Origin of the sequence: Cohnella candidum (genome assembly GCF_003713065.1) — a bacterium.
Lineage (GTDB): Bacteria > Bacillota > Bacilli > Paenibacillales > Paenibacillaceae > Cohnella > Cohnella candidum.
The window spans coordinates 2444517-2467987 of record NZ_CP033433.1 but is presented as its reverse complement, the minus strand read 5'-3'; the positions used below and the strand labels follow the sequence as shown (position 1 = coordinate 2467987).

The following is a 23471-nucleotide window of genomic DNA, read 5'->3' as shown; positions in this document are numbered from 1 at the left end:
GTGACAGTCCCTTATCGTACAAAGTATGTTGCGAACGCCCTGGGGTCCACGTATATGCACCTATTTCCCGCATTCGCGAAAGCGAAATCAGAGAGCGGGAACTAGACGGAAGCCGTTTCCGCTTCTACCGGCAGGACATACGCTGAAGCACGTTGAGTGATTTAGCGGAGTCAAGGGAGGAAGGCGGTTACGCTCATGGCATTGCCGGTCAGAACGCTCACGCTCGGCGATTCGGCGGAAAGTGGGCTGGAACGGAACCTGTGGACCGACCGATATGTCGAGGCCAAGATGAGGGCGGACGGGAAAACGGAGCGAGTTTGGATCCGGTACCGGGGTGGACATACCCGCGAATATCCGAAACGGTCCTATGACGTGATCCGAAACGGAGAAGTTTACCATTATAACGCGGAATTCGACGATCCCTCCATGATCCGCAACGCGCTCTCCTTCGCGTTCTTCCCGATGCTGGGCGTTCCGGCGCCCAGGACCCGTCATGTCTTGCTGTACCTGAATGCCGTACCCTTGGGGGTATATCTCGAAATCGAAAACGTCGGCAAAAGGTTTTTCAGGCGGAGGGGGATCGGGACCGCCGCTCTGTTCTATGCCATCAACAACAATGCGAATTTCGGCCTGTACCACCCGGAAACCGGTGAACACAAATCTTCGCTGATGTCCGGTTATGAGTACAGATACGGGGGAGAACCGGAGAAAAAGCGGTTTACCGCGTTCATTCGGAGCCTAAACCGAATGAACGGCCGGCCGGCGGCCGCGCTGCTGGAAAAGAACCTGGACGCGGACAACTATTTGCGCTGGCTGGCGGGAGCGGTCCTGACCGGCAATTACGACGGCTTCGAGCAAAACTACTCCGTGTACCGCCATAGCCGCTCGGGTAAATACCGCATGATTCCGTGGGATTACGAAGGAACGTGGGGCCGCAACTGTTACGGTGAAATCCAGGAAGACGATCTCGTGCCGGTCGACGGTTACAACCAACTGACCCGCAAACTGCTCGAGCACCGTAAATACCGCGAGAAATACCGGGGCATTTTGCTGAAAGCGCTGAAAGGACCTTTCACCGAGAAGAAGATCATGCCGATCGCCGGGCAAATGCTGGCCGAGATCCGGCCGCACATCCGCGAGGACCCGATGAGGCGCTGGTCATACGAGGAATTTCTGGGCGAATCCGAGCTGATCCGGCGCTATATCCGGGTAAGACGGGAAATCGTCCGGCGGGCGGCGGAAGATATCCGGTAGGAACGCGCGTTCGCCAAAATCTTCCGAAGCCGGGCTCTTTCTGCTATGATGAGAGGAAGAGAAAGGCGTGAGAAGGATGGATTTATTCAGCTACCGAACGGATTCGGAGCCGAGAAACCGCTTGTTGGCGGACCGGATGAGGCCCGAAACAATCGAAGAATATATCGGCCAGGAACATATCGTCGGCCCCGGCAAGCTGCTTCGCCGAGCCATCGAGAGGGACGCGGTGACGTCGATTCTGCTGTTCGGCCCCCCGGGCTCCGGGAAAACGACGCTGGCGCATATCGTTTCGAAAAGAACCGAAGGAGATTTCGTCCGATTGAACGCGGTGGATGCCTCCGTCAAAGACGTCAGGGACGTCATCGAACAAGCCGAACGGAACAAAAACATGTACGGCCGCAAAACGATCCTGTTCCTAGACGAGGTACACCGCTTCAACAGCGCGAGGCAAGACGCGCTTCTTCCGGCCGTCGAGAAGGGGATCATCGTTTTCATCGGGGCGACGACGGAAAACCCGTTCCATTCGGTGAACGGGGCGTTGCTGTCCCGTTCCACGCTGTTCCGGCTGCAGCCCCTCACCAAGGAACACTCGCTGATCGCCATGCGTCGGGCGCTCGGAGACCCGGTCAAGGGTCTCGGCTTCATGAAACTGTCGGTCGACGAAGAAGCGCTGGACCATATCGCTTCGATGGCCAACGGGGATATCCGCCGGGCGCTTACCGCGCTGGAGCTTGCGGCCGTCACCACCCCGTCCGAGCCGGACGGCAGCGTACGCATTACGCTCGAGGTGGCGGAAGAGTCGATCCGCCAGCCGACCGTCCTCGCGGACGAGTCCACGCAATATGACGTCCTGTCCGCCTTCCATAAGAGCGTAAGGGGATCGAGCGACGCGGCGCTGTTCTGGTTTTTGTACGCGGTCGAGAAGCTGGGAATGGATCCGATGACTTTCCTGCGGCGTCTCGCGGTGGCATGCAGCGAAGATATCGGACTGGCCAACCCGCAGGCGATGGTCCAAGCGGTCAGCGCGATGGAAGCCTATCACCGGATCGGCTGGCCGGAGTCGAAGTATATCGCGGCACAAGCGATCCTGTTTGCGGTGGAGAGCCCCAAATCGAACGCGGTGGCGACGGCGATCGGGAAAATCATGGCGACCCTCGAGGAGTCCAAATCGGCGGAAGTCCCTCTTCACCTTCGCGACGGGCATTACAGCGGAGCCAAAAAGCTCGGCCATGTCGGGTACCAATATCCCCACGATTATCCGGGCCATTATGTCGAACAGCAATATTTGCCGGACAAGCTGAAAAACCGGGTTTTCTACGAGGCGACCGAGCAGGGGATGGAGGATAAAATCCGCCAGAACCAAGCCAAACGCGGCCGTCGGCAGCCGGAGAGAAGATAGCGCGTTTCGGAAGGGGCAGAAAGGTTTATTGAAAGTCATCGGGCGGCCGGGCGGCCGGCATTCCGCCATATCGGGCGGTTCTGCCCGAAAATCGGCATAGGGAGCAAGCTGAGGCGAATACAGATGGGTACTACGGCGAATTGCGCAGGGAACCGGCGTTTGACGGTAACGGGCAAAACGTCTAAGCTATAATAAAGTTTCTTTCCCTTTTTCCATTATTATCTTTTTTCATCATAAAGGAGGTGTACCTATCTCCGGCGGACCCGGAGATAGGGATTATTTGGGCAGTGACCCTTTTCCGCTAGGCGTGAACTTGGTCATCATCGTTTTGTTGGTTTTCATGAACGGTTTCTTCGTGGCGGCCGAATTCGCCATGGTGAAAGTCCGCGGCACGCGCATCGACACGCTGATCCAGGAAGGCAATAAACGGGCGTCTTTCGCCTCGCATTTAACGAACCATCTGGACGCGTATCTATCCGCCTGCCAACTGGGCATCACCTTGGCTTCCCTGGGTCTCGGGTGGATCGGCGAACCGGCGATCGCGAACATGCTGGAGCCTCTTTTCACCGCAATGAACCTGGGCGAGTCGCTTATCCATCCCCTGGCCTTCATCATCGGGTTCACGTTCATTACGGTGATGCACATCGTGCTGGGCGAACTCGCTCCGAAATCGGTGGCGATCCGCAAGGCGGAGACGATCACCTTGCTGGTGGCATGGCCGCTTGTCTTGTTCCGCAAGCTGATGAGTCCTTTCATCTGGCTGCTCAACGGAACCGCGAACCTGCTGCTCAGGCCGTTCGGGATCGACACGCGGGAAGACGCGACCTCCGCGCATACGGAAGAAGAAATCCGGATTCTCGTGAAAGAAAGCCACAAAAGCGGACTGATCGACAACACGGAATTGACCCTGGTGGACAATATTTTCGATTTCGCGGATACGAATGCCCGCGAAATCATGATTCCCCGCACCGAGATGATTTGCCTTTACGGCAATATGAGCTTCGCGGAGAACAAAGCGATCGCTCTGCGGGAAATGCATACGCGATATCCGGTTTGCGAGAACGATAAGGACAGCATCATCGGCTTTATTCACATCAAGGATCTGCTGAAGGTGCCGGACCACGCCAATCCGAATATCCGCGACCTGATGCGCCCGATCACCTCCGTACCGGAGAGCATGCCGATCAGCGCTCTTCTCAAGCTGATGCAGAAGAAGAAGACGCAGATCGCGATGCTGATTGACGAGTACGGGGGCACGGCGGGGCTCGTCACCCTCGAGGACATCATGGAAGAAATCGTCGGGGAAATCCAGGACGAATTCGACGAAGAACGTCCCGAGGTCGAGAAGAAAGACGAGAATACTTACTCGATCAGCGGCTTGCTGTTGATCGAGGAAGTGAACAGCCTGTTCAAGCTGGATATCCCGTCCGACGATTACGACACGATCGGAGGATGGATATACTCCCAGATCGAAATTCCGCCGAAGAAAAACCAGGTCGTCGAGACGGACGACGGGGCGGTGCGGTTCATCATCGAAGAAACGGATCATTTAAGGGTGTCTCGCGTCACCGTGATCCGAATGGACGAAACCGTATGGGAATCGCAAGCGGAAACCGGTTAATCGGGAATTTCTCATAAGCCCATGATTCGCGCGGCGAATCATGGGCTTTCGTATGGGGTATATCAAAAGCGAGAGGTCAAATATTGCAACATTTGCCTGGCGGCTTTCGTTTTATCGGGTGACCCGGACAGCACATCGCGCAAAATTTTAGGGTTTCTTTAGAGGATTCCGACAACCGTTTACAGTTTTTGACTGTAATCAAGAAGGAGGAAAGCGGTAAAATTTCGCTATGAGAAAAAAACTTTATTCCACGCTAACCGTCGCACTCTGTTCCGCCGCTTTACTCGCCGGCACCGTCTTTCAAAGTCCAACGGCCCTCGCGAAAACGGATCCGAACGTTTCGCTGATCGCGCAAATGAACGCGGCCGTGAAGAAGAAATCCTGGAACTCGGCCGCCACCTATGCCAAAAAAATCGCGGCCAATTACGACAACCAAAAAAATTACGATCTCGCAGCCAAATACTATGACCTGACGGCAGCCTATTGGGAAAAGTACGGCAAGCCGTCTTGGGGAATCACGAGCACGATCCGGGGCGACCACATCCGCACCGTCGTTCAGACGTACGCGGAAGTACCCGTGTCCTCCCCGGCCAGGAAACTCGAGAAATTCGAGCCGGTGACCGGTTCCTACATCGGCCTCTACCCGGCCGGAAAGAGCTTCTCCGGCGACCCTGCCGGGGCGGAAGCGGCGTTCGGCCAGAAATACGCGCTTTACTTGACCTACACGTACTTTAATAAGTACTATCCCGGCAACACGGCTTTCCCGGTCGACTACGCCAAAAAAGTGAAAGCCCTCGGAGGAGCCCTGCAGATCGGGTGGGAGCCGCATGCCGGATTGGATGAAGTGCAGGACGACGAATACATTCACCAATTCGCCCGCGAAGCCGCCGAGTCCGGCATTCCGATCTTCCTGCGCTATGCCTGCGAAATGAACGGCGAGTGGGTGGCTTGGAACGGCGATCCGAAAAAATACATCGAAAAATGGCGCCTCGTGCACGACATCATGGCCAAAGAAGCGCCGAACGTCGCGATGGTCTGGTCGCCGAACTTCCTGCCCCGGGACAACATCGACCCCTATTACCCGGGTGACGATTACGTGGATTGGGTCGGTTTCTCCCTGTACACGATCCCTTACTCCCACGGGCAGTTGAAGCTGGGCGGGAACCCGATCGACTATTTGCGTCCGCTCTATGAGAAATATTCCAAAAAGCCGATCATGGTGTCCGAAGGAGCGGTCTCCTTCCACAGCTACCAGCTCGGCAAGGATTACACGGATTGGGGCGTCGGAGAGCTCGCCAACATGTATGCTTACATGCCGCGCATTTATCCGCAGCTCAAGTCGATCACCTACTTCGATTTGGACAAGCGGACGACGAGCTACGATAACCAGAACAACAACTACGATCTGCACGACAGTCCGAAAATGCTGGCCGCTTACCAGAAGTTCACGTCGTCTCCGTTCTTCCTGACCAAGGTCGAAGACCATGCGATGCCGGACAACCCCGTCACGTACAAGAAGATTTCCGAGACGACCGAGCTGAACGGCATCGTCAACCTGTTCACCTACGTGAAACTTCCGCTCGGCGCCCAGCCTTACGCGGTCCATCTGTACAACGGCGACAAACTGCTGCTGAAGAGGGCCTACGCGCCGCCGTTCGACATGCAAGTGGACTTCGACCGGCTCCCGGACTCCGGCAAGCTGATCGTCAAAGTGCTTGATTCAAAGTTCCAAGTTCTCGTGACGAAGGAGTTTCCGTACAAGAAAGGCCCGAAACAGGCGGCGTCGGCAACCGGGACGGCAACTGGGACGGCAGCTGCAAAGGCAGCCGCCAGCCCCTTGACCGGCATTGTCCGCTCCATCAGCTACGCCGGCTTGCTCGCCACTAGCGACTCTCCGATCATCGGACATGTAAAGTCGCTGTGGGACCTGGACGGCACGAAAAATTGACGCATCCCGAAACGGAAAAGGACGCCGCAGAGAATGGTCTCTGCGGCGTCCTTTTTTCGTGCTCCGTTTTACCTGACGATGGTCAGGATTTCGTCGATTTCCTTGCGGGGCAGCTTGCCCGGCGTTTCGGTCGGATAGCCGAGGGCGATGACCATGTTGACCTGGCGGGTCTCGTCAATGCCGAGGTACTCGCGTAGCGGTTTCTCCGCCAGCAGTACGGGTCCGGTCATCGGACACGTGGCGAGTCCCCTCGCGTGGGCGGCCAGCATCAGGTTCATCGAGGCGAGGCAGCTGCTTTTGATGCCTTCCTCGCGCCACACTTCGTCGTGCACGAGCCCGATCGGATCGAAAATCCGTTCGCGGAATTTCGATTGGTAAGGCGTGGCCAGGCAGACGATCAAGGCGGGGGCGTCCGAGAAGGCGGTGGCGTACGGGCCGAACGATTTGACCAGCAGCCGGCCTTCCCGGGACAAGCCGCGTTCCTCCGCGTCCTGTGCCCGTTTATGGAGCTCGTCCCATGTCATTTTCTCGATTTCCGCGATTTTGTCCCGGTTCGTCACGACGACGAATTCCCAGGTTTGCGAGTTCGTATCGCTGGGTGCGTAACGCGCGCAGTCGATCAATTCGCGGATGTCTTCGTCGGATACCGGCTTGTCCGCGAATTTGCGGATGCTGCGGCGATCCTGGATCAATTGCTTCAGCTCAGTGTAGTCCATTGTTGTTCTTCTCTCCTTCCCCCCTATTATAGTGGCGGGTTCTAAGGCGATCAAGAATGATGTCCCGATCAGGGGGCGGAGCGGCGGTAATGGAAGAATAAGAAGCCGGCGCACCCGGCCAAAGCGAACAGGGCGCCCATGCGGTAAAGCCAGGCTAAGCCGTAAGCGTCGTACAGCCAGCCGCCCAGCATGCCGGCAAACAAGCCGGCGATGCCGGACCAGACGACGGCGAACACCCCTTGGCCGGAGGAGCGGTATTCGTCGGGAATCAATGACTGCAGGCAGCGCAGCGCGGTGATGTAGAAGATGCCGAAGGTTACGCTGTGCATCGCCTGAATGGCGACGAAAGCCCAGGGATCGTGGGCGACGCTGAGAAGCAGCATTCGGATGATGTACATGACGCTGGCGACGGCGAGCAGCGGAAACTCCCGAAAGCGGTGGCCGAACCTCGCCATTAGGAAAAACACCGGGATCTCGCTGACGGAGGAAGTGAGCGACGCAAAGCCGATGACGGTGTCCGAGGCGCCGTATTCCCGCATCGCGACGGAGAGGAAGCCTTCGTTCAGCCGGTGGGCGACGGATACGAGCCCGAGCGCGAGGAAGAAGCCGAACGTCTCGCGCCGCTTCAGAACGAGCCACAGGGCTCCGAACTCGAATTTTCGGACGGACGCTTGGAAATCGGCGACGATAAGCGAAAATACGAGAGACACGGTGACGGTAACGAGCGAAAGTACGATCGTCAGGTCCGAGCCGTATGTTTTGAGCAGCAGGCCGAAGATCACGGCGCAGATTGCATAACCGAGGGAGCCGAACATCCGGATGGACGCGAAGCTTCTATGCATGCGGTCCGCCGCGAGCAGCGTCAAGCTGTCCAGCATCGAGTTGATCGGAGTCTGGAAGAGATAGAACAAGGCCATCACCGCCGACATGATGCCGAATTCCCGTTGGGGAAGCAGCAGTGCGAGGGCGAGGATCTGGCCCAGGTACAGCAGGCTGATCATCCGGCGCAAGCTTTTCGTTTTGTCGCTGACGATACCTACCAGCAGGTTGGACACGATCGATAACACCGGACCGACCGAGTAAATCGCCCCGATCTGCAGCTTGGTGAAGCCGAGGCTGTAAAAATAAAGCGGAAAATACGTCGCGATAAGGACCATCGAAGAGTAGGAAGCGAAATGAAGCGAGCGCAAAAGGGCCGTTTGCCGGGTGAGGCGGGCGGGTTCATTCATGTAGGGTTACTCCTGTTGGGTGATCGGGCGATCGCAGCCCGGCAGATATCGTTCGTTCCCGTTTGCGGTTTCGGCGGTACAGCCAGAAAAGCAGCGCCAGCTCGGCGGCGGTTCCGGCGGATTGGGCGAATGATCCGAGCACGCCTGCCCAACCGGGAAGCGAAAGGACGAACGCGGCGATCGCGAGGATCGTAACGGCGGCGTTCGCGGTTTGGGAGCCGAACATGAGCTTCGTTTCTCCTTTGGACATGACGAAGCCGTTCAGCGTGTCCAGCCACGGGAAGACAAGCACGAACGGAACGAAACCCCTAAGGGCGTGCAAGCTGGCCTCCAGCAGCTCCCCTTTCACGTGAAGCGCATGGGAGAGCATCCAGGGGCCGATCGGCGTGAACGAAAGCGCAATTTGGAACAAGGCCGGTACAAAACCGAGAGCCAGCGTGAAACGGCGGACTTGCTCGGGATTGGATTTGCCGAAATGAAGGGCGATTTGATGGAAATAGGTAAAGAAGCCGAGCATCAGGTTCATGAGGCTTCCGGCGACCGCGAAGGAAGCGACGGCCAGCTTGGCCCGGTCGGTCGTGCCGAGCAGCGCGTTCAGGATCGGAAGCACCCACACGACGATCAGAGACGAGAACAGCAGCGGGTTGTAGAAGGGAAACACGTGCTTCGGCTTCTCGATCATGCATTCTTCCGCGCGCTCCGGCATTTCCCCGACCAGCTTCCGGCATTCAATCCAGCTCAGCAAGGCTTCGATCATCATCCCGAACACGAAAATGACGGCTCCCTGCAAGGAGCTCGTGATGCCGGCATGGATGAAAAATTGCGAGAGCAGGAACATGCCGGCAAGCCGGAAAACCATGCCGACCGTCAACCACTTCGTTCTCATGCGATAGATGATGACCCCTTGGTAAAAACATCGGAGTCCGGAGAAGACGGCCAGGAACATCAGCGCTTGCCAAGTACGGATCGCCTGAGCCTCCACGTCGGGTTCGGCGCCGAAAGCGCCGCCGAATATCCACTTGCCGAGGGGCGTATAAGCAACCAGCGCGCCGAACGCAAGCGCAGCCGAGAAGACGGCGAAGCCCACCGCCCGGACCGCGCGGTAAGACTGGCGGTCCCGCACGAGCGCGGAGCAGGTTTGGCGCAGCAGAACGGCGGGCCGCTCCGCGACCGCCAAGAGGCTCATGCCCAGCGCATAGCCGGCCAGGATCGTCTCCTGATCGGCGGCCCGGGCGAGCGTGCCGTTGATGATGACGTGGGAAAGATTGATCAGCACGACGGAAAACCCCATCGGGATGAAAAACAGGAACAGTCTCCTCAAGGTGACTGGAACGTCTGACGGATTCAGCGGGGTCAGCTCCTTTGTGCCGACGATCGGATGGGGTCGAGCGAATGCTAGTATTATATCAGATTTCGACAGCGTTTTCGGGAGGTTTGGAAGAACATTTGCGCTGGATTTCACAAGGCCGTAATGATACATTATAGGATGACGCTTTTATCCCCGATCTTAAGATCGAGACTAGAAAAGCAAGACGGAAGGATTGGCCATGGGAGACAACGAGTGGCTGAACGGCCAGTTCGCCTGGAGCGACCGGCTCGGCATCTACGTTCCCGCTCTCAAGGAGGATTGGGATACGATCGGCCGCGCCCGGCAGACGGCCGTGCTCGAATTTTGGGAGAACGTCCGCGGTGCCATCCCGGATCGCGTGATCATTTTCGAAGAGCAAATCAAAATCAAACAAGAACTGTTGTTCACAGAGGAAGATTTCGAGGCTTCGTGCCGGCTGAACGGGGAAATCGCGGAGCTGGCGAGCCGGATCAACGATTTGCATATATGGTTCCGGACGCAGCAGGATCTAGACGAGGAAACGAAAAGGCATGGCTGAAAGAGCAAGCGGAGGACCTATGAATGGAGCATAGCCGCATGGCGGACCGTTACCCCGGAGGGCCGGTTTCGCTGATGTCGAGAGTATACAAGCACATCTTGCCCGGCGTGCGCGGCGAGCTGGCGGAATGGCGCGCCGCGGCGCAAGCCATCCCGGATCCCGAGCTCCGCAAGCAAGCGCTGAGCAGCATGGAAACCAAGCAATTCCATTGCGAGGGCGGAGCGGTCTATGCGGCCGTGAGGCTGGATATGAAGGATGTCCTCATTCCGCTGATCGTCGCTTTGCAGACGATCAGCGACTATTTGGACAATTTGTGCGACCGCAGCACTTCACTGGACGCGGACGATTTCCGCCTGCTTCACCGGAGCATGCTGGACGCGGTCACGCCGGAGGCGCCGCTGACCGATTATTACGCGCTCCGGCAAGAGAGGGACGACGGCGGGTACCTACACGCCTTGGTCCGCAAATGCCACGCGGCGATCGCCGAATTGCCCGCTTACGGGCGTGTGCAGGCCCACGTCAAAGAACTGGTCGGCTTGTACGGAGACCTTCAAGTGTACAAGCATATCGCCAAAGCCCGGCGCGAGCCAGAATTGCTCGCATGGTGGGAGCGGCACCGTTCCGCTTACCCCGAGCTTCAGTGGAACGAATTCGCGGCGGCGACGGGGTCCACGCTGGGCATGTTCATGCTGTTCACGGCGGCGTGCGATCCGGAGCTGACGCCCGAGACGGCAACGCGCATTCGGGAAGCTTATTTCCCCTCCATCTGCGGGCTTCACATCCTGCTCGATTACCTGATCGACCAAGCGGAAGACCGGGAGGGCGGCGATCTCAATTTCTGCAGCTATTTCGGTTCGCCGGAGAAGCTCGACGAGAGAATGCTCCGCATGGTGCGTGCGGCGAGGCAAGCGGCCGACAGGCTGCCCTGCCCCTCTTTCCACCGCATGATCGTGGAAGGGCTGATCGCGCTGTACCTGTCGGACCCGAAGGTCAAAGGGCAGAGAGATGTCCGCAGAACCGCCCGCCTGTTGATGAAAGGAAGCCCCTGGACACGGTTGTTTTTCTGGCTGAACAGCCATTGGATACGCAAAGCGATGTAGTGCCGCATGAAGATTTTGGGGAGGAAAACGAACATGAGTGCAGTGAAGAAGATTGCCGTTCTGACGAGCGGCGGGGATTCGCAAGGCATGAACGCGGCCGTTCGCGCGGTCGTTCGCGGAGGGCTGTACCGCGGGCTGGAGGTATTCGCCATCCAGAGGGGCTATCAAGGCCTTCTGAACCGGGAAATCCGGGAGATGGACCTACGCAGCGTCGGCGATATCATCCAGCGGGGCGGCACCATTCTGCAGACCGCCCGCTGCAAGGAATTCATGACGCCGGAAGGCCAGCAGAAAGGCGCGGACATCCTGCGGGAATTCGGCATCGACGGCCTCGTCGTCATCGGCGGCGACGGTTCCTATCAAGGCGCGCTGAAGCTGAGCAAGCTCGGCATCAAAACGATGGCATTGCCCGGCACCATCGATAACGACATTCCGTTCACCGATTACACGATCGGTTTCGATACGTCCGTCAGCATCGTCGTCGACGCGATCAACAAGCTTCGCGATACGATGACCTCCCATGAACGCGCTTCGGTCGTGGAAGTCATGGGCCGCCACTGCGGCGACATCGCCCTGCACGCCGGCTTGGCCAGCGGAGCGGAAGCGATTCTCGTGCCGGAGGTTCCTTTCGATATCAAGGAAATCGCCCTTCATATGAAGGAGAACTTCCAGAACGGCAAACGTCACGGCATCATCGTCGTGGCGGAAGGCGTATGCGGCGGCGATGAAATCGCGCGCCAAATCACCGAGCACAGCGGCATCGAACCCCGCGTGACGGTACTTGGCCACATCCAGCGCGGGGGCTCCCCGACGCACAACGACCGCATCCTGGCTTCCAAGCTGGGCGACTATGCGGTTCAGAAGCTGATCGAGGGCGATTCCGGCAAAGCGCTCGGCATCGTGAAAGGCGAATTCCAAGCGACCGACATCGAGACGGTCTGCTCGACGAAGAAAGCCTTCGACATCGAGATGTACGAACTCGCCAAACGCCTCTCTCAATAATTCGGGTCGAGAAGCGAAGGGCGCTCAAAGGGGCAGGTTACGTCATTAAGACGTAACCTGTTTTTTTTTCGCGCGCAGAAACTCGCCCTCAGAAGCACGGATCGAAGGGAGTTATGCAACTTTCTTACACAACTCGGTCTCGGGACCATGGATGGAGAGGAGATATGTAACTTTCTTACACAACACGGCCTCGGAGGCCTGGTTTGAGGAGAGTTATGCAACTTTCTTACACAACTCGCCCACGGGACCGTAGATCGAGCGGAGTTATGTAACTTTCTTGCACATCTCGGCCTCGCGACCGTGATGGGGAGGAGCTGAGGAAATTTATCGAGGTTGCTCATTGACTTTACCATACTTTACATACTATTATGTATGTAAAGTCAGCGAGGGAGGGATTCCCATGAAAGTGGCTATTCTAGCCGGAAGCAATCGCCGCGAGTCGGCCAGCACCAAATTGGTCCGCTATGCCGGGAGTCGGTTAATCGCTTGGGGTCATGACGCGGAAGTGTTCGATTTGCGGGAGCGAGTCCTTCCGTTATACGATCCGGATACGGATTCGGAGCCGGAGGAGGCGAAGGCGCTGGCGAAGCTGGTCGCCGAAAGCGACGCGGTCGTGCTCGCCTCTCCGGAATACCACGGCACGATATCGGGTGTCCTCAAAAATGCATTGGACTATTTAGGGGCGGAGCATTTCGACGGCAAGGCGGTACTGTCGGTCAGCGCGGCCGGCGGAGCGGTGGGAGTCAGCTCCCTGACCCATCTTCAAGCGATCGTCCGGAACCTTCACGGCGTGAATTGCCCGGATTGGATTTCCGTCGGCGGAGACCAGAGGCGTTTCGGCCCGGACGGAAGCCCGCTGGACGAAAGAATGAGACTCCGTGTCGAAAACGTGCTCGGAAACTTCATCCGGCTGGCATCGGTTTTGGCGGCGGCGAACCGAGTCCGGGTATAAAAACGAACGTTTCAAACACGTACAGTCTTCCTCATTCGGAAGGCTGTTTTATTTGGTCGAAGAATGGCAAGAGTGATTGAAATCAGGCATGTTTTCCACTATAATTACAGCCGAACAGAATTTCACACATGCTGAACAGAATTTCATAAAATTCGTTGGATGAAAGCGTGTGACATTCGTTGGATAACGACAAAACCAGGAAACTTTTGGAAGCCGCTAAGCTTTATTACCAGCTCGATTACAGCCAAAGCCAGATCGCGGAACGCCTAGGCGTATCCAGGCCGACCGTATCGAGGCTGCTGCAGCAAGCGAAGGCGGAAGGCATCGTCCGAATCGAGATCAGGGATCCGAGCGAGGATGCCGAAACGTTGAAGCAATCGCTCAAAACGAAATTCGGACTCAAGGAAGCCGTTGTGGCTTATACGCCGACGTACGACGACGAACGGGTCAAAACATGCATCGGGCAGGCGGCGGCGGACTATTTGGGCGAGATTTTGAAGGACGGGGACACCGTAGGCGCCTCGTGGGGTTCGACGATGTACCAGGTCGCGCTCCATCTGGACTCCCGAACGCTCAAAAACGGTTACGTCGTCCAATTGAACGGAGGCGTAAGCGACGCGGACGTGCGGATTTCCCCGTCCGAGATCGTCCACCGATTCGCCCAGGCTTTCCACGTTACGCCATATTTCATGTATTTACCCGCAATCGTAGATCATACACTTGTGAAGCAAGCCATGCTGTCGGACCGTCACATCCGGAGGGTCATGGACATGGGCATCGGCGCCAATGTGGCCGTTTTTACCGCCGGAGCGCCGACGCCCGATTCCGTCCTGCTCGGCTCGAATTACTTCCGCGAGGATGAACTGGAAGTCATTCGCAGCCGCGCGGCCGGGGACATCTGCTCGCGGTATTTCGACGAGAACGGCGAGATATGCCTGGCCGAACTGAACGAGCGGACCGTGGGTATTGAACTTTCGGACCTGCGGAAGAAAGAACACTCCATCCTCGTGGCCGGGGGCGCCTCGAAGGTAAACGCCATTTTCGGCGCGCTTCGCGGGCGGTACGGGAATACGCTCGTTACGGACCAGATTACGGCCCGGGAGCTGCTTCACAAATTGGAACAACAGGAGACGATGAAGCAATGAGTGGGAATCACTTCGCCAAAATGATCGATCATACGCTGCTCAGCGCGTTCAGCAAGAAAGATGATGTTTTGCGCCTATGCGACGAAGCCAGGAAGTACGGTTTCGCGACCGTCTGCGTGAACCCTTACTGGATTCCGACGGCAGTTCAAGCACTGGCCGGCAGCGGCGTCGGGATCGCGACGGTCGTCGGATTCCCTTTGGGCGCGAGCCGTACGGAAGTCAAAGCGCTGGAAGCGCGTGACGCTGTTGCAGTCGGCGCGACGGAAGTCGATATGGTTCTGAACGTCGGAGCGCTCAAATCGGGCGACCGGGAAGCCGTGCTGAACGACGTCAAAGCCGTAGTGGAAGCGTGCTCGGGAAAAGCCGCGGTGAAAGTGATCATAGAAACGTGCTATTTGACCGATGAAGAGAAGAGGGAAGCTTCTCTGATCAGCAAAGAAGCCGGAGCGGATTTCGTCAAAACGTCGACGGGCTTCGGCACCGGCGGCGCTACGGTGGAAGATATCGCGCTGATCCGTTCGGTCGTCGGACCGGAGATGGGAATCAAGGCTTCCGGCGGCGTCCGCGATCCGGAATTCGCTGCGAAGCTTGTCGAAGCCGGCGCGACCCGGCTGGGCGCCAGCGCTTCCGTCGCGATCGTGACGGGCGGCAAAGGCGAAGGGTACTAAGAGCAAACTGAGCATCCTGCGAACCCAGCCGAAAGGAAGGAATACGCGATGAGAACGGTGGACTTGATCGCGAAGAAACGCGACGGAGGCGAATTGTTCTCCGAAGAAATTTCTTTTCTGATCCGCGGTTACACGGATGGCACCATTCCGGACTATCAAATGTCCGCGCTGGCGATGGCCGTTCTTTTTCGGGGCATGACGCCGCGGGAAAGAGCCGACCTGACGATGGCGATGGTCGATTCCGGCGATAAAATCGATTTGTCCGGCGTATCGGGCGTCAAGGTGGATAAACACAGCACGGGTGGCGTAGGCGACACGACGACGCTGGTGCTGGCGCCTCTCGTCGCCTCGGTCGGCGTACCCGTCGCCAAGATGTCCGGGCGCGGGCTCGGGCATACCGGCGGGACGATCGACAAACTGGAATCCGTGCCGGGCTTCCACGTAGAGATCAGCAACGAGCAGTTTCTCGAACTGGTGAACACGAACGGCCTCGCGGTCATCGGCCAAAGCGGCGATTTGACCCCTGCCGATAAGAAGCTATACGCGCTGCGCGACGTGACGGCGACCGTCGAGTCGATCCCTCTGATCGCCAGCTCGATCATGAGCAAGAAAATCGCCGCCGGGGCGGACGCGATCGTCCTTGACGTCAAAACCGGCGACGGCGCGTTCATGAAGGAAATGGAGGACACGCGGGAACTCGCCCGCGCGATGGTCGACATCGGAAACCGGGTAGGGCGGCGGACGATCGCGGTGATCTCGGATATGAGCCAGCCGCTCGGGTTTGCGATCGGAAATGCGCTTGAGGTGAAAGAAGCGATCGATACGCTGCGCGGAGAAGGCCCTGCGGATTTGTACGAGCTCAGCTTGACGCTCGGCAGCCATATGGTCGTGCTTGCGGGCAAGGCGGACAACGTCGAAAGCGCCCGCAAACTGCTGGAAGAATCCGTGGCGTCCGGCAAGGCGCTGGAAACGTTCAAAACGTTCCTCGCCGCGCAGGGCGGCGACGCGTCCGTAGTCGATCATCCCGAACGGCTGCCGACCGCCGCCTACGTGATACAGGTTCCCGCCTTATCGGACGGATACATAGCGGGATTGGCGGCGGAACGGATCGGCACCGCGGCCATGATGCTGGGAGCCGGGCGTGCGACCAAGGAGTCGGAGATCGACCTCGCGGTCGGCATCGTCCTCCATAAGAAGGTCGGCGACCGCGTCGCGAAAGGCGAGCCTCTCGCGACGATTCACGCGAACCGTCAGCAGGTGGATGACGTGATGGAAAGCCTGTACGGCTCCATTGCGGTCGGCGCCGAGCCGGTTGAGGCTCTTCCGCTGGTATATGGAGTCGTAGACGGAAGCAGTGATTGATTGAATTGGAGATGAGATAGAGAGGGGTGAGACGAATGGGTCAATTGCTGGAACGTCTGCAAGAAACGAAAAACTACTTGGCGTCGCGCACGGATATCACGCCGCGTTTTGGGCTCATTTTGGGTTCCGGGCTCGGGGAAATGGCCGATCAGTTGGAAAACGCGACAGCCGTCGATTACGGGGACATCCCCCATTTTCCGGTATCCACCGTCGAAGGCCACGCAGGCAAGCTCGTGTTCGGCCGATTGGAAGGGCAGCCCGTCGTCGCGATGCAGGGGCGCTTTCATTACTACGAAGGCTATTCGATGCAAGAAGTGACATACCCCGTTCGGGTCATGAAGGAACTGGGCGTCGAATGCCTGATCGTCACGAACGCTTGCGGGGGCATGAATCCTTCCTTCCAAGCGGGCGACCTCATGATCATTCGGGACCATCTGAACATGACGGGCGCCAACCCGCTGATCGGGCCGAATGAACCGACTTTGGGGCCGCGTTTCCCGGACATGAGCCGGGCCTACACGCCGGAGCTTGCCGAATTCGCCAAAAGCACCGCGGCATCGCTCGGCATCGACGTGAAGGAAGGGGTTTACGCGGGCATTTCCGGCCCGAACTACATGGCCGCAGCGGAGCTGAAGATGCTGCGCCTGCTCGGCGGCGATGCGGTGGGCATGTCCACCGTTCCGGAAGTGATCGTAGCGAGCCATGCAGGGCTGAAGGTGATCGGGATTTCCTGCGTCACCGACATGGCGATCGCGGACGAGCTGGAGCCCCTTACGCATGAGCAAGTGATCGAGGTCGCGAACCGGACGAAGCCGAGGTTCATTTCGCTCGTGAGAGCGCTGGTCGGACGCATGCCGTAAAGTTGAGGCGGACATTTCGCAGATGCGAATGAATTGCCGGCTCAAGGCAAACAATGGAAACGTGGCACGATCCCGTTTCCGTGTTCCCAATGGTTTCACAGTTCCAAAACATATAATTCAAGAAAATCGGGAGGCAAAAAGAAATGAAGAAGAGTGCAGTACTGTTGGCCATTTTAACTTTGGTTTTCAGCGTGCTTGCCGCTTGCGGCAAAAACAACAACGAGAGCTCCTCGAGTTCTCCGGCAGCCAGCTCCCCGGCGGCAAGCTCTCCGGCGGCCAGCTCCCCGGCAGCCAGCGCCAACAAGGATTTCCAAGTCGGCATGGTCACGGACTCCGGGACGATCGACGACAAGTCCTTTAACCAAGGCACTTGGGAAGGCGTCCAAAGAGCTTCCAAAGACCTCGGCCTGAAGGACAAGTACCTGAAGCCGGCCGGCACGACGGAAGCCGACTACCTGAAAGAAATCGGCAACCTGTACGACGCGGGTTACAAATTCATCGTGACGCCGGGCTTTAAGTTCGAAACCGCGATTTACGCGGCACAGGACAAGTACAAGGACGCCAAGTTCGTTCTGATCGACGGCGCTCCGCACAAAGCGGACGACACGACGGCTGTCGTGAAAGAGAACTCGGTATCGATCTTCTTCGCCGAACATGAGTCCGGATTCGTAGCGGGCGTCGCAACGGCCCTTCAACTGAAAGAAGGCGAAGCCGGCTTCATCGGCGGCATGGAAATCCCGCCGGTTCAAAAGTACAACTGGGGCTTCCAGCAAGGCATCAAATACGCGAACGATAACCTGGGCACGAAAATCTCCATCAAAAAAGAAAACGTCATTTACCAAGGCACGTTCAGCGACGTAGCGGCTGGCCAGCAAATCGCGGCGCAAATGTACGATCGCGGCGTGAAGGTCATCTTCACGGCAGCGGGCGGCGTAGGGGTCGGCGCGATCAAAGAAGCCATCACGCGCGGGGATGCCGGCAAAGAAGTATGGATCGTCGGCGTTGACGTCGACCAGTACCAAGACGGCATGAAGAAAGACGGCAAGTCGATCGTCCTCACCTCCGCGATGAAGAAAATCGACCAAGCGGCTTACGACATGGTCAAAGCCGAAACCGAAGGCAAATTCCCCGGCGGCCAGACGCTCACGTTCGATTCGAAGAACGACGGCGTAGGCATCCCGGCTGAAAACCCGAACCTCAGCCAAGACACGGTCACGAAAGTGAACGAAGTGTTCGGCAAGCTGAAATCGGGTGAAATTAAAGTAGCGGCAGAACAAGGAGATCTCATCAAGTAACTCGAATACAAAAAAAGACGGGCTCCCGTCTTTTTTTGATGATTCGGAACGAATGGTCGTATACCCGTTTGTCGCGAATCGTCTCCGACATAAAGGCTGCCGCCAGCTTCGAGCCGGCGGCGGCCGTTTATGGGGATCCGCCTGCCGCAAGCCTGGCATTAGCCGAAGAAGCGAGTTCTTAGAGACGTGTTAGGGAGGAGCATTCCATGGAATACGTGGTGGAGATGCTGAACATCAGAAAAGAATTTACGGGCATCGTAGCGAACGACGATATCACGCTGCGCCTGAAGCGTGGAGAGATCCATGCGCTGCTGGGCGAAAACGGCGCCGGGAAGTCGACGCTTATGAGCATCCTGTTCGGCATGTATCAGGCCGATCGCGGAACGATTAAGGTAAACGGCAAGGAAGTCCGCATTTCCAATCCGAACGTGGCCAATCAGCTGGGCATCGGCATGGTGCATCAGCACTTCAAGTTGGTCGAAAACTTCACGGTCACCGAGAACATCATCATGGGCAGCGAGACCCGCAAGTTCGGCATGTTCCTGGACGTGAAGCAAGCAGGCAAAAAAATCGAAGAGCTGTCCAAACGTTACGGTTTGAACGTCGATCCTTATGCCAAGATCGAAGAGATCTCGGTCGGCATGCAGCAACGGGTCGAAATCCTCAAGATGCTTTACCGCAAGGCGGAAGTTTTGATCCTGGACGAGCCTACCGGCGTTTTGACGCCTCAGGAAATCCAAGAGCTCGGCAAAATCATGAAGAACTTGATCGCGGAAGGGAAATCGATCATTCTCATCACGCACAAGCTGAAGGAAATCAAGGAATACGCCGACCGCTGCACGGTCATCCGGCGCGGAAAAACGATCGGCACCGTGGACGTGGCTTCGACGACGGAAGCGGCGATGGCCGAAATGATGGTCGGGCGGCAAGTGTCCTTCAAGGTCCAGAAAACCGAAAGCCGGCCGGGCGATGTCGTCCTCAAGGTGGAGGGTCTTACGGTCAAAAGCGGCAGGAAGTCCCTGGCGCTGCACGACTTCTCCCTGGAAGTGCGGGGAGGGGAAATCGTGGGCATCGCGGGCGTGGAAGGCAACGGCCAGTCCGATTTGGTGGAAGCGGTAACGGGCTTGCGCAAATCAGAGTCCGGCAAAATTTATTTGAATGGGAAAGATATTACCGGCATTCCGGTTCGCGAGCGGATCGAAAGCGGTATCGGACATATCCCCGAAGACCGGCAGCGCCGCGGGCTGGTGCTGGATTATACGATCGGGGAAAACATGGTGCTGGAGATCTACCATAAGGAGCCGTTCTCCCGAGGGGGGATTCTCCAGAAGCAGGAGATCCGGAAGTATGCGGACCACATCGTGGAAAGCTTCGACGTCCGTTCCGGAGAAGGCGCGGCATCCACGGCGCGTTCGCTGTCCGGGGGCAACCAGCAGAAGGCGATCATCGGACGGGAAATCGAACGCAACCCCGTGCTGCTCGTCGCCGTCCAACCGACGCGGGGGCTCGACGTCGGCTCCATCGAATACATTCACAGACGGCTGATCGAGCATCGCGACAAAGGGAACGCCGTGCTCCTCGTGTCGCTGGAACTCGATGAAGTCATGAACGTGTCCGACCGGATCGCGGTCGTGAACAACGGCGAGCTGGTGGGCGTCGTCCGCGCCGCGGATACGAACGAGAACGAGATCGGCCTGATGATGGCCGGCGTGAGGAGGGGAGAAGGCGCATGAACAAAAACCTGATCATATCGTTATGCGCCGTCGTCTTCGGCCTCGTCGCCGGAGCCGTGCTCATGCTGGCGACCGGCCATAATGCGTATACCGGTTTCTCCTACCTGTTCGAGGGCGGCTTGAAAAATCCGGAACGGATCGGCAACACGCTGGCGACGGCGACTCCGCTCATTTTCAGCGGTCTTGCGGTGGCGTTCGCTTTCCGGACGGGCCTCTTCAACATCGGCGTCGCGGGACAACTGCTGGTCGGCGGATTCGTCGCCTCGGTCGTCGGCTTGAACCTGGATTTACCCAGAATCGTTCTTCTCCCCATCATGCTGATCGCCGGCGCTTTGGGCGGCGCCTTGTGGGCCGTCGTTCCCGGTATTCTGAAAGCCCGGTTTAACGTCCATGAGGTCGTATCGTCGATCATGATGAACTGGGCCGGTTTCTGGGCGGTTTATTACGGCGTCCAAACGTACATCAAAAACCCGTCCAGCGAGACGGAGTCGAAACAGCTGGCGGATGCGGCCACGCTGAAGGCCACTTGGTTGAGTGACCTGTTCAACGGCTCCTATATTAATATGGGACTGTTGATCGCCGTCGTCGTGGTGCTCGTCGTCGCCTTCATCATCAACAAAACGACGTTCGGCTACGAGCTCAAGGCGGTCGGCCACAACCGGGACGCAGCGGAGTATGCCGGCATCAAAGTGAATCGCAGCGTCGTGTACTCCATGGCGATTTCCGGCGCGATCGCAGGGCTGGGCGGCGTCGCCATGTACGCGGGCAACGCGTCGAACATCCAGATCGGGATTTTGCCTTCCCAGGGCTTCGACGGCATCGCCGTTTCCCTGCTGGGCGCCAACAATCCGATCGGTGTTCTCCTGTCGGCGATTTTCTTCGGTTTGCTGTATTCCGGCAGGGGATTCATGAACGCCATGACGGAAATTCCCCCGGAAATCGCGGACTCCATCATCGCCATCATCATCTATTTCGCGGCAACCAGCGTCTTGATCGAGCGGCTTATCCGCCGTTATTCCCGCCGCAAGGCGAATGCGAAGCTGAATGCGCCGCAAGAAGGGAAGGTGAAATAACGCATGTGGCATACGATTGAACAAATCTTCCCGTACGCGATTATTTACACCATTCCGCTGCTCATCACGGCGCTCGGCGGACTCTTCAGCGAACGAAGCGGCGTCGTCAATATCGGACTCGAAGGCTTGATGGTCGTCGGCGCCTTCGCCGGCTCGTTCACGATTTTCAAGCTGCAGGCGAGCCACCCCAACGAGGGCTGGGTCTTATGGGTCGGCTTGCTCGTCGCCGTGCTGGCGGGAATCGTTTTCTCCCTGCTGCACGCGTTCGCCAGCATCAACCTCAGCGCCGACCAGGTCATCAGCGGTACCGCGATCAACATGATCGCCGGCGCGATCACGATCTTCATGGCTCGCAACATGACGGGCAGCGGAAACATCCGCGTCGGCGGCTTCAGTCCTTTCGACGTTCCGGGGCTGAGCGACATTCCGGTGATCGGACCGCTGTTCTTCACGAAAACGTATTGGACGACGTGGCTCATCCTCGCCGTGCTGGCGGTCAGTTCGACCATTCTGTACAAAACGTCGTTCGGTTTGAGGCTTCGTGCCTGCGGCGAGCATCCTCACGCGGCGGAAGCCGCAGGGGTGAACGTGAAGCGCATGCGCTACATCGGCGTCATGATCTCGGGAGCTTTCTCGGGCATCGGCGGAGCCATTATCATCCTGACTTACGCCGGCGAGTTCACCGGCAGCGTGTCGGGTCTCGGGTTCTTGGCGCTTGCGGCGCTCATATTCGGACAATGGAGACCTCTGGGTGTCCTCGCGGCGGCATTCTTCTTCGGATTCGCCACGACGGTCGCGAACGTGTCCCAGGTCATTCCGTCGCTGGCGGAAATCCCGCCGGTCATCTTGAAGATTTTCCCGTACGTCGTCACGCTTCTCGCTTTGGTCGTCTTCTCGAAAACATCCCGCGCTCCGAAAGCGGCCGGGGAACCGTACGACCCCGGGAAACGCTGATTCTTCGCTTCGTATAGTTCAAAGAAAAAGGGCCCCTCGACCGAGGGGCCCTTTTCGCTTGCTTTCTTGAACTCAGTAATTCGCGCCTGTAGAATATTTGTTGCCGGCGTTCCAGAGCAGGAACTCCTCGACTCCGCTTTCCTTAAGCGCTTTGATCTGAGCGGACACTTCCGCGGCGCCGTACTTGATATAATGACCTGCGCCCAGCCAACTGGCGGTGAAATCTTGGATCCATGGTCGAATGATCGGTTGGGCGTCTCCCAGCGGATCCAGCTTCTTGTGCGTGTCTGCCATGGCGCCCTTGATCGTGGCGTAAGGGGCTTTGTCGGGGTCTTTCTGTTTAAACCAGCCCGTGCTGTAATGGCTCGGATAAATCATCGGGCTGATGACGTTGACGCTGTTGGAAATTTTCACGAAGTCCTGTCCGATGCCTTCCGCTGCCGGAACCGAAGCGGCGTATCCGAAGATATCGACCGACACCCGGACGCCCAGCGGTTCCAGCTGCTTGCGCGCGTAATCCACGAACCCGGCGACGACGTCGACTCGGCTTTGGTCCGTTTTGGTGAATTTCAGTTGGTCGGCTTTCTTTTCGAAGCCTTCCGGGAATCTCACGTAGTCGAACTGGATTTCCTTGAAGCCGAGTTTGGCCGCTTCCTTGGCGATCTCGACGTTGTAGTCCCAAACTTCCTTGCGGTACGGATTGACGAAACTGTCGCCTTTGCCGTTCTTCCATGGGGTGCCGTCCGCCGTGAGGTAGGTCAGTTCTTTGTGCTTTTTGGCCAGCACCGTGTCCTTGAAGACGACGATTCGGGCGATCGGGTAGATCTTATGTTCTTGCAGCGTGGACATCAGCTTGCCCATGTCCTTGATGAAAGGCTGCGGCGTACCGAGCTTCTGCAGCTCCGGATTATCCGTTTTGTAAGTAATGAAGCCGTTGTCGTCCTTGATGTCGATAACCATCGCGTTCAGTTCCGTTTTGTCGACGAGGTCCAGCAAGCTGGCCATCCGAGCGCCGCCGGCGCTGTATGCGGTTACGTAGATGCCTTTGACTTTCGGTGCGTCTTTCTGGGGATCCCCGGCTTTGGCCGGTTCCGGATTCGCTTCCTCGCCGCTTGTCGGAGTCGGTGCGGGCGGAGTCTGCGTCATGCTGTGCGCCGTGTTCCAAATTTTACTCAGGTTGTCTTGTGCGTGTTGGCCGCCGCTCAATGCCGACTGCAGCAGCAGGAACAACGTCATAAAAATTTCCATGATTCCCTCTCCCCGTAAGATCTTAA

The 23471-nt window shown here is 57.8% G+C and carries 20 protein-coding genes; 16 read left to right on the top strand and 4 right to left on the bottom strand.

Annotated elements, in window-relative coordinates; genetic code table 11:
- The first annotated feature begins 195 nt into the window (after nt 1-195).
- From EAV92_RS11635 to EAV92_RS11620, 4 genes are all read left to right on the top strand, one after another.
- The gene (locus EAV92_RS11635; RefSeq protein ID WP_123041243.1) at nt 196-1254 is read left to right on the top strand and encodes a CotH kinase family protein; all 1059 of its coding nucleotides are present in this window, start codon (nt 196-198) and stop codon (nt 1252-1254) included.
- A gap of 76 nt (nt 1255-1330) precedes the next feature.
- Nucleotides 1331-2653, top strand: coding sequence for a replication-associated recombination protein A (locus EAV92_RS11630; protein WP_123041242.1), 1323 nt, complete (start codon nt 1331-1333; stop codon nt 2651-2653).
- A 280-nt stretch (nt 2654-2933) separates the two neighbouring features.
- The gene (locus EAV92_RS11625; protein WP_123041241.1) at nt 2934-4274 is read left to right on the top strand and encodes a hemolysin family protein; all 1341 of its coding nucleotides are present in this window, start codon (nt 2934-2936) and stop codon (nt 4272-4274) included.
- 229 nt (nt 4275-4503) lie between these two features.
- A complete protein-coding gene (locus tag EAV92_RS11620; RefSeq protein ID WP_123041240.1) occupies nt 4504-6222 on the top strand; it encodes a glycoside hydrolase family 26 protein in 1719 nt (572 codons plus the stop codon).
- Nucleotides 6223-6290: 68 nt separating this feature from the next.
- Here EAV92_RS11620 and EAV92_RS11615 read toward each other — a convergent pair whose 3' ends face one another.
- From EAV92_RS11615 to EAV92_RS11605, 3 genes are all read right to left on the bottom strand, one after another.
- On the bottom strand, nt 6291-6938 hold the full coding sequence (locus EAV92_RS11615; RefSeq protein ID WP_123041239.1) for a nitroreductase family protein: 648 nt from the start codon (nt 6936-6938) through the stop codon (nt 6291-6293).
- Nucleotides 6939-7006: 68 nt separating this feature from the next.
- On the bottom strand, nt 7007-8167 hold the full coding sequence (locus EAV92_RS11610; RefSeq protein WP_123041238.1) for an MFS transporter: 1161 nt from the start codon (nt 8165-8167) through the stop codon (nt 7007-7009).
- Nucleotides 8160-9488, bottom strand: coding sequence for a multi antimicrobial extrusion protein MatE (locus EAV92_RS11605; protein WP_241158512.1), 1329 nt, complete (start codon nt 9486-9488; stop codon nt 8160-8162). The genes EAV92_RS11610 and EAV92_RS11605 overlap by 8 nt, the downstream gene beginning before the upstream one ends.
- A gap of 226 nt (nt 9489-9714) precedes the next feature.
- On the opposite strand from EAV92_RS11605, the gene EAV92_RS11600 reads away from it, so the two are divergent.
- The 12 genes from EAV92_RS11600 to EAV92_RS11545 all read left to right on the top strand — a co-directional run bounded on the left by EAV92_RS11600 (nt 9715) and on the right by EAV92_RS11545 (nt 22197).
- Complete coding sequence (locus EAV92_RS11600) at nt 9715-10053, top strand: hypothetical protein (protein ID WP_123041236.1); 339 nt, start codon at nt 9715-9717, stop codon at nt 10051-10053.
- Nucleotides 10054-10076: 23 nt separating this feature from the next.
- Nucleotides 10077-11153, top strand: a complete 1077-nt coding sequence (locus EAV92_RS11595) for a tetraprenyl-beta-curcumene synthase family protein (protein WP_123041235.1) — start codon at nt 10077-10079, stop codon at nt 11151-11153.
- A 33-nt stretch (nt 11154-11186) separates the two neighbouring features.
- Nucleotides 11187-12155 (top strand): 6-phosphofructokinase, encoded by a 969-nt coding sequence (gene pfkA / locus EAV92_RS11590; protein ID WP_123041234.1) that lies wholly within the window; start codon nt 11187-11189, stop codon nt 12153-12155.
- 400 nt (nt 12156-12555) lie between these two features.
- On the top strand, nt 12556-13107 hold the full coding sequence (locus EAV92_RS11585; RefSeq protein ID WP_123041233.1) for an NADPH-dependent FMN reductase: 552 nt from the start codon (nt 12556-12558) through the stop codon (nt 13105-13107).
- A gap of 179 nt (nt 13108-13286) precedes the next feature.
- Entirely contained in the window at nt 13287-14252 is a 966-nt protein-coding gene (locus EAV92_RS11580) for a sugar-binding transcriptional regulator (RefSeq protein ID WP_123041232.1), read from the top strand.
- Nucleotides 14249-14920: a deoxyribose-phosphate aldolase gene (gene deoC / locus EAV92_RS11575; RefSeq protein ID WP_123041231.1), complete on the top strand. Its 672-nt coding sequence runs from the start codon at nt 14249-14251 to the stop codon at nt 14918-14920. The genes EAV92_RS11580 and deoC overlap by 4 nt, the downstream gene beginning before the upstream one ends.
- Nucleotides 14921-14968: 48 nt before the next feature.
- Complete coding sequence (locus EAV92_RS11570) at nt 14969-16282, top strand: pyrimidine-nucleoside phosphorylase (protein ID WP_123041230.1); 1314 nt, start codon at nt 14969-14971, stop codon at nt 16280-16282.
- Nucleotides 16283-16317: 35 nt separating this feature from the next.
- Nucleotides 16318-17142 carry a purine-nucleoside phosphorylase gene (locus EAV92_RS11565; RefSeq protein ID WP_123041229.1) on the top strand — a complete coding sequence of 275 codons (825 nt, stop codon included), beginning with the start codon at nt 16318-16320 and terminating at the stop codon, nt 17140-17142.
- A gap of 143 nt (nt 17143-17285) precedes the next feature.
- Entirely contained in the window at nt 17286-18437 is a 1152-nt protein-coding gene (locus EAV92_RS11560; protein WP_123041228.1) for a BMP family lipoprotein, read from the top strand.
- A 206-nt stretch (nt 18438-18643) separates the two neighbouring features.
- Nucleotides 18644-20170, top strand: coding sequence for an ABC transporter ATP-binding protein (locus EAV92_RS11555; protein WP_123041227.1), 1527 nt, complete (start codon nt 18644-18646; stop codon nt 20168-20170).
- The gene (locus EAV92_RS11550; protein WP_123041226.1) at nt 20167-21243 is read left to right on the top strand and encodes an ABC transporter permease; all 1077 of its coding nucleotides are present in this window, start codon (nt 20167-20169) and stop codon (nt 21241-21243) included. The genes EAV92_RS11555 and EAV92_RS11550 overlap by 4 nt, the downstream gene beginning before the upstream one ends.
- Nucleotides 21244-21246: 3 nt before the next feature.
- The gene (locus EAV92_RS11545; protein WP_123041225.1) at nt 21247-22197 is read left to right on the top strand and encodes an ABC transporter permease; all 951 of its coding nucleotides are present in this window, start codon (nt 21247-21249) and stop codon (nt 22195-22197) included.
- A 72-nt stretch (nt 22198-22269) separates the two neighbouring features.
- Here EAV92_RS11545 and EAV92_RS11540 read toward each other — a convergent pair whose 3' ends face one another.
- Complete coding sequence (locus tag EAV92_RS11540; protein WP_123041224.1) at nt 22270-23445, bottom strand: putative glycoside hydrolase; 1176 nt, start codon at nt 23443-23445, stop codon at nt 22270-22272.
- Between the last annotated feature and the right edge of the window lie 26 nt (nt 23446-23471).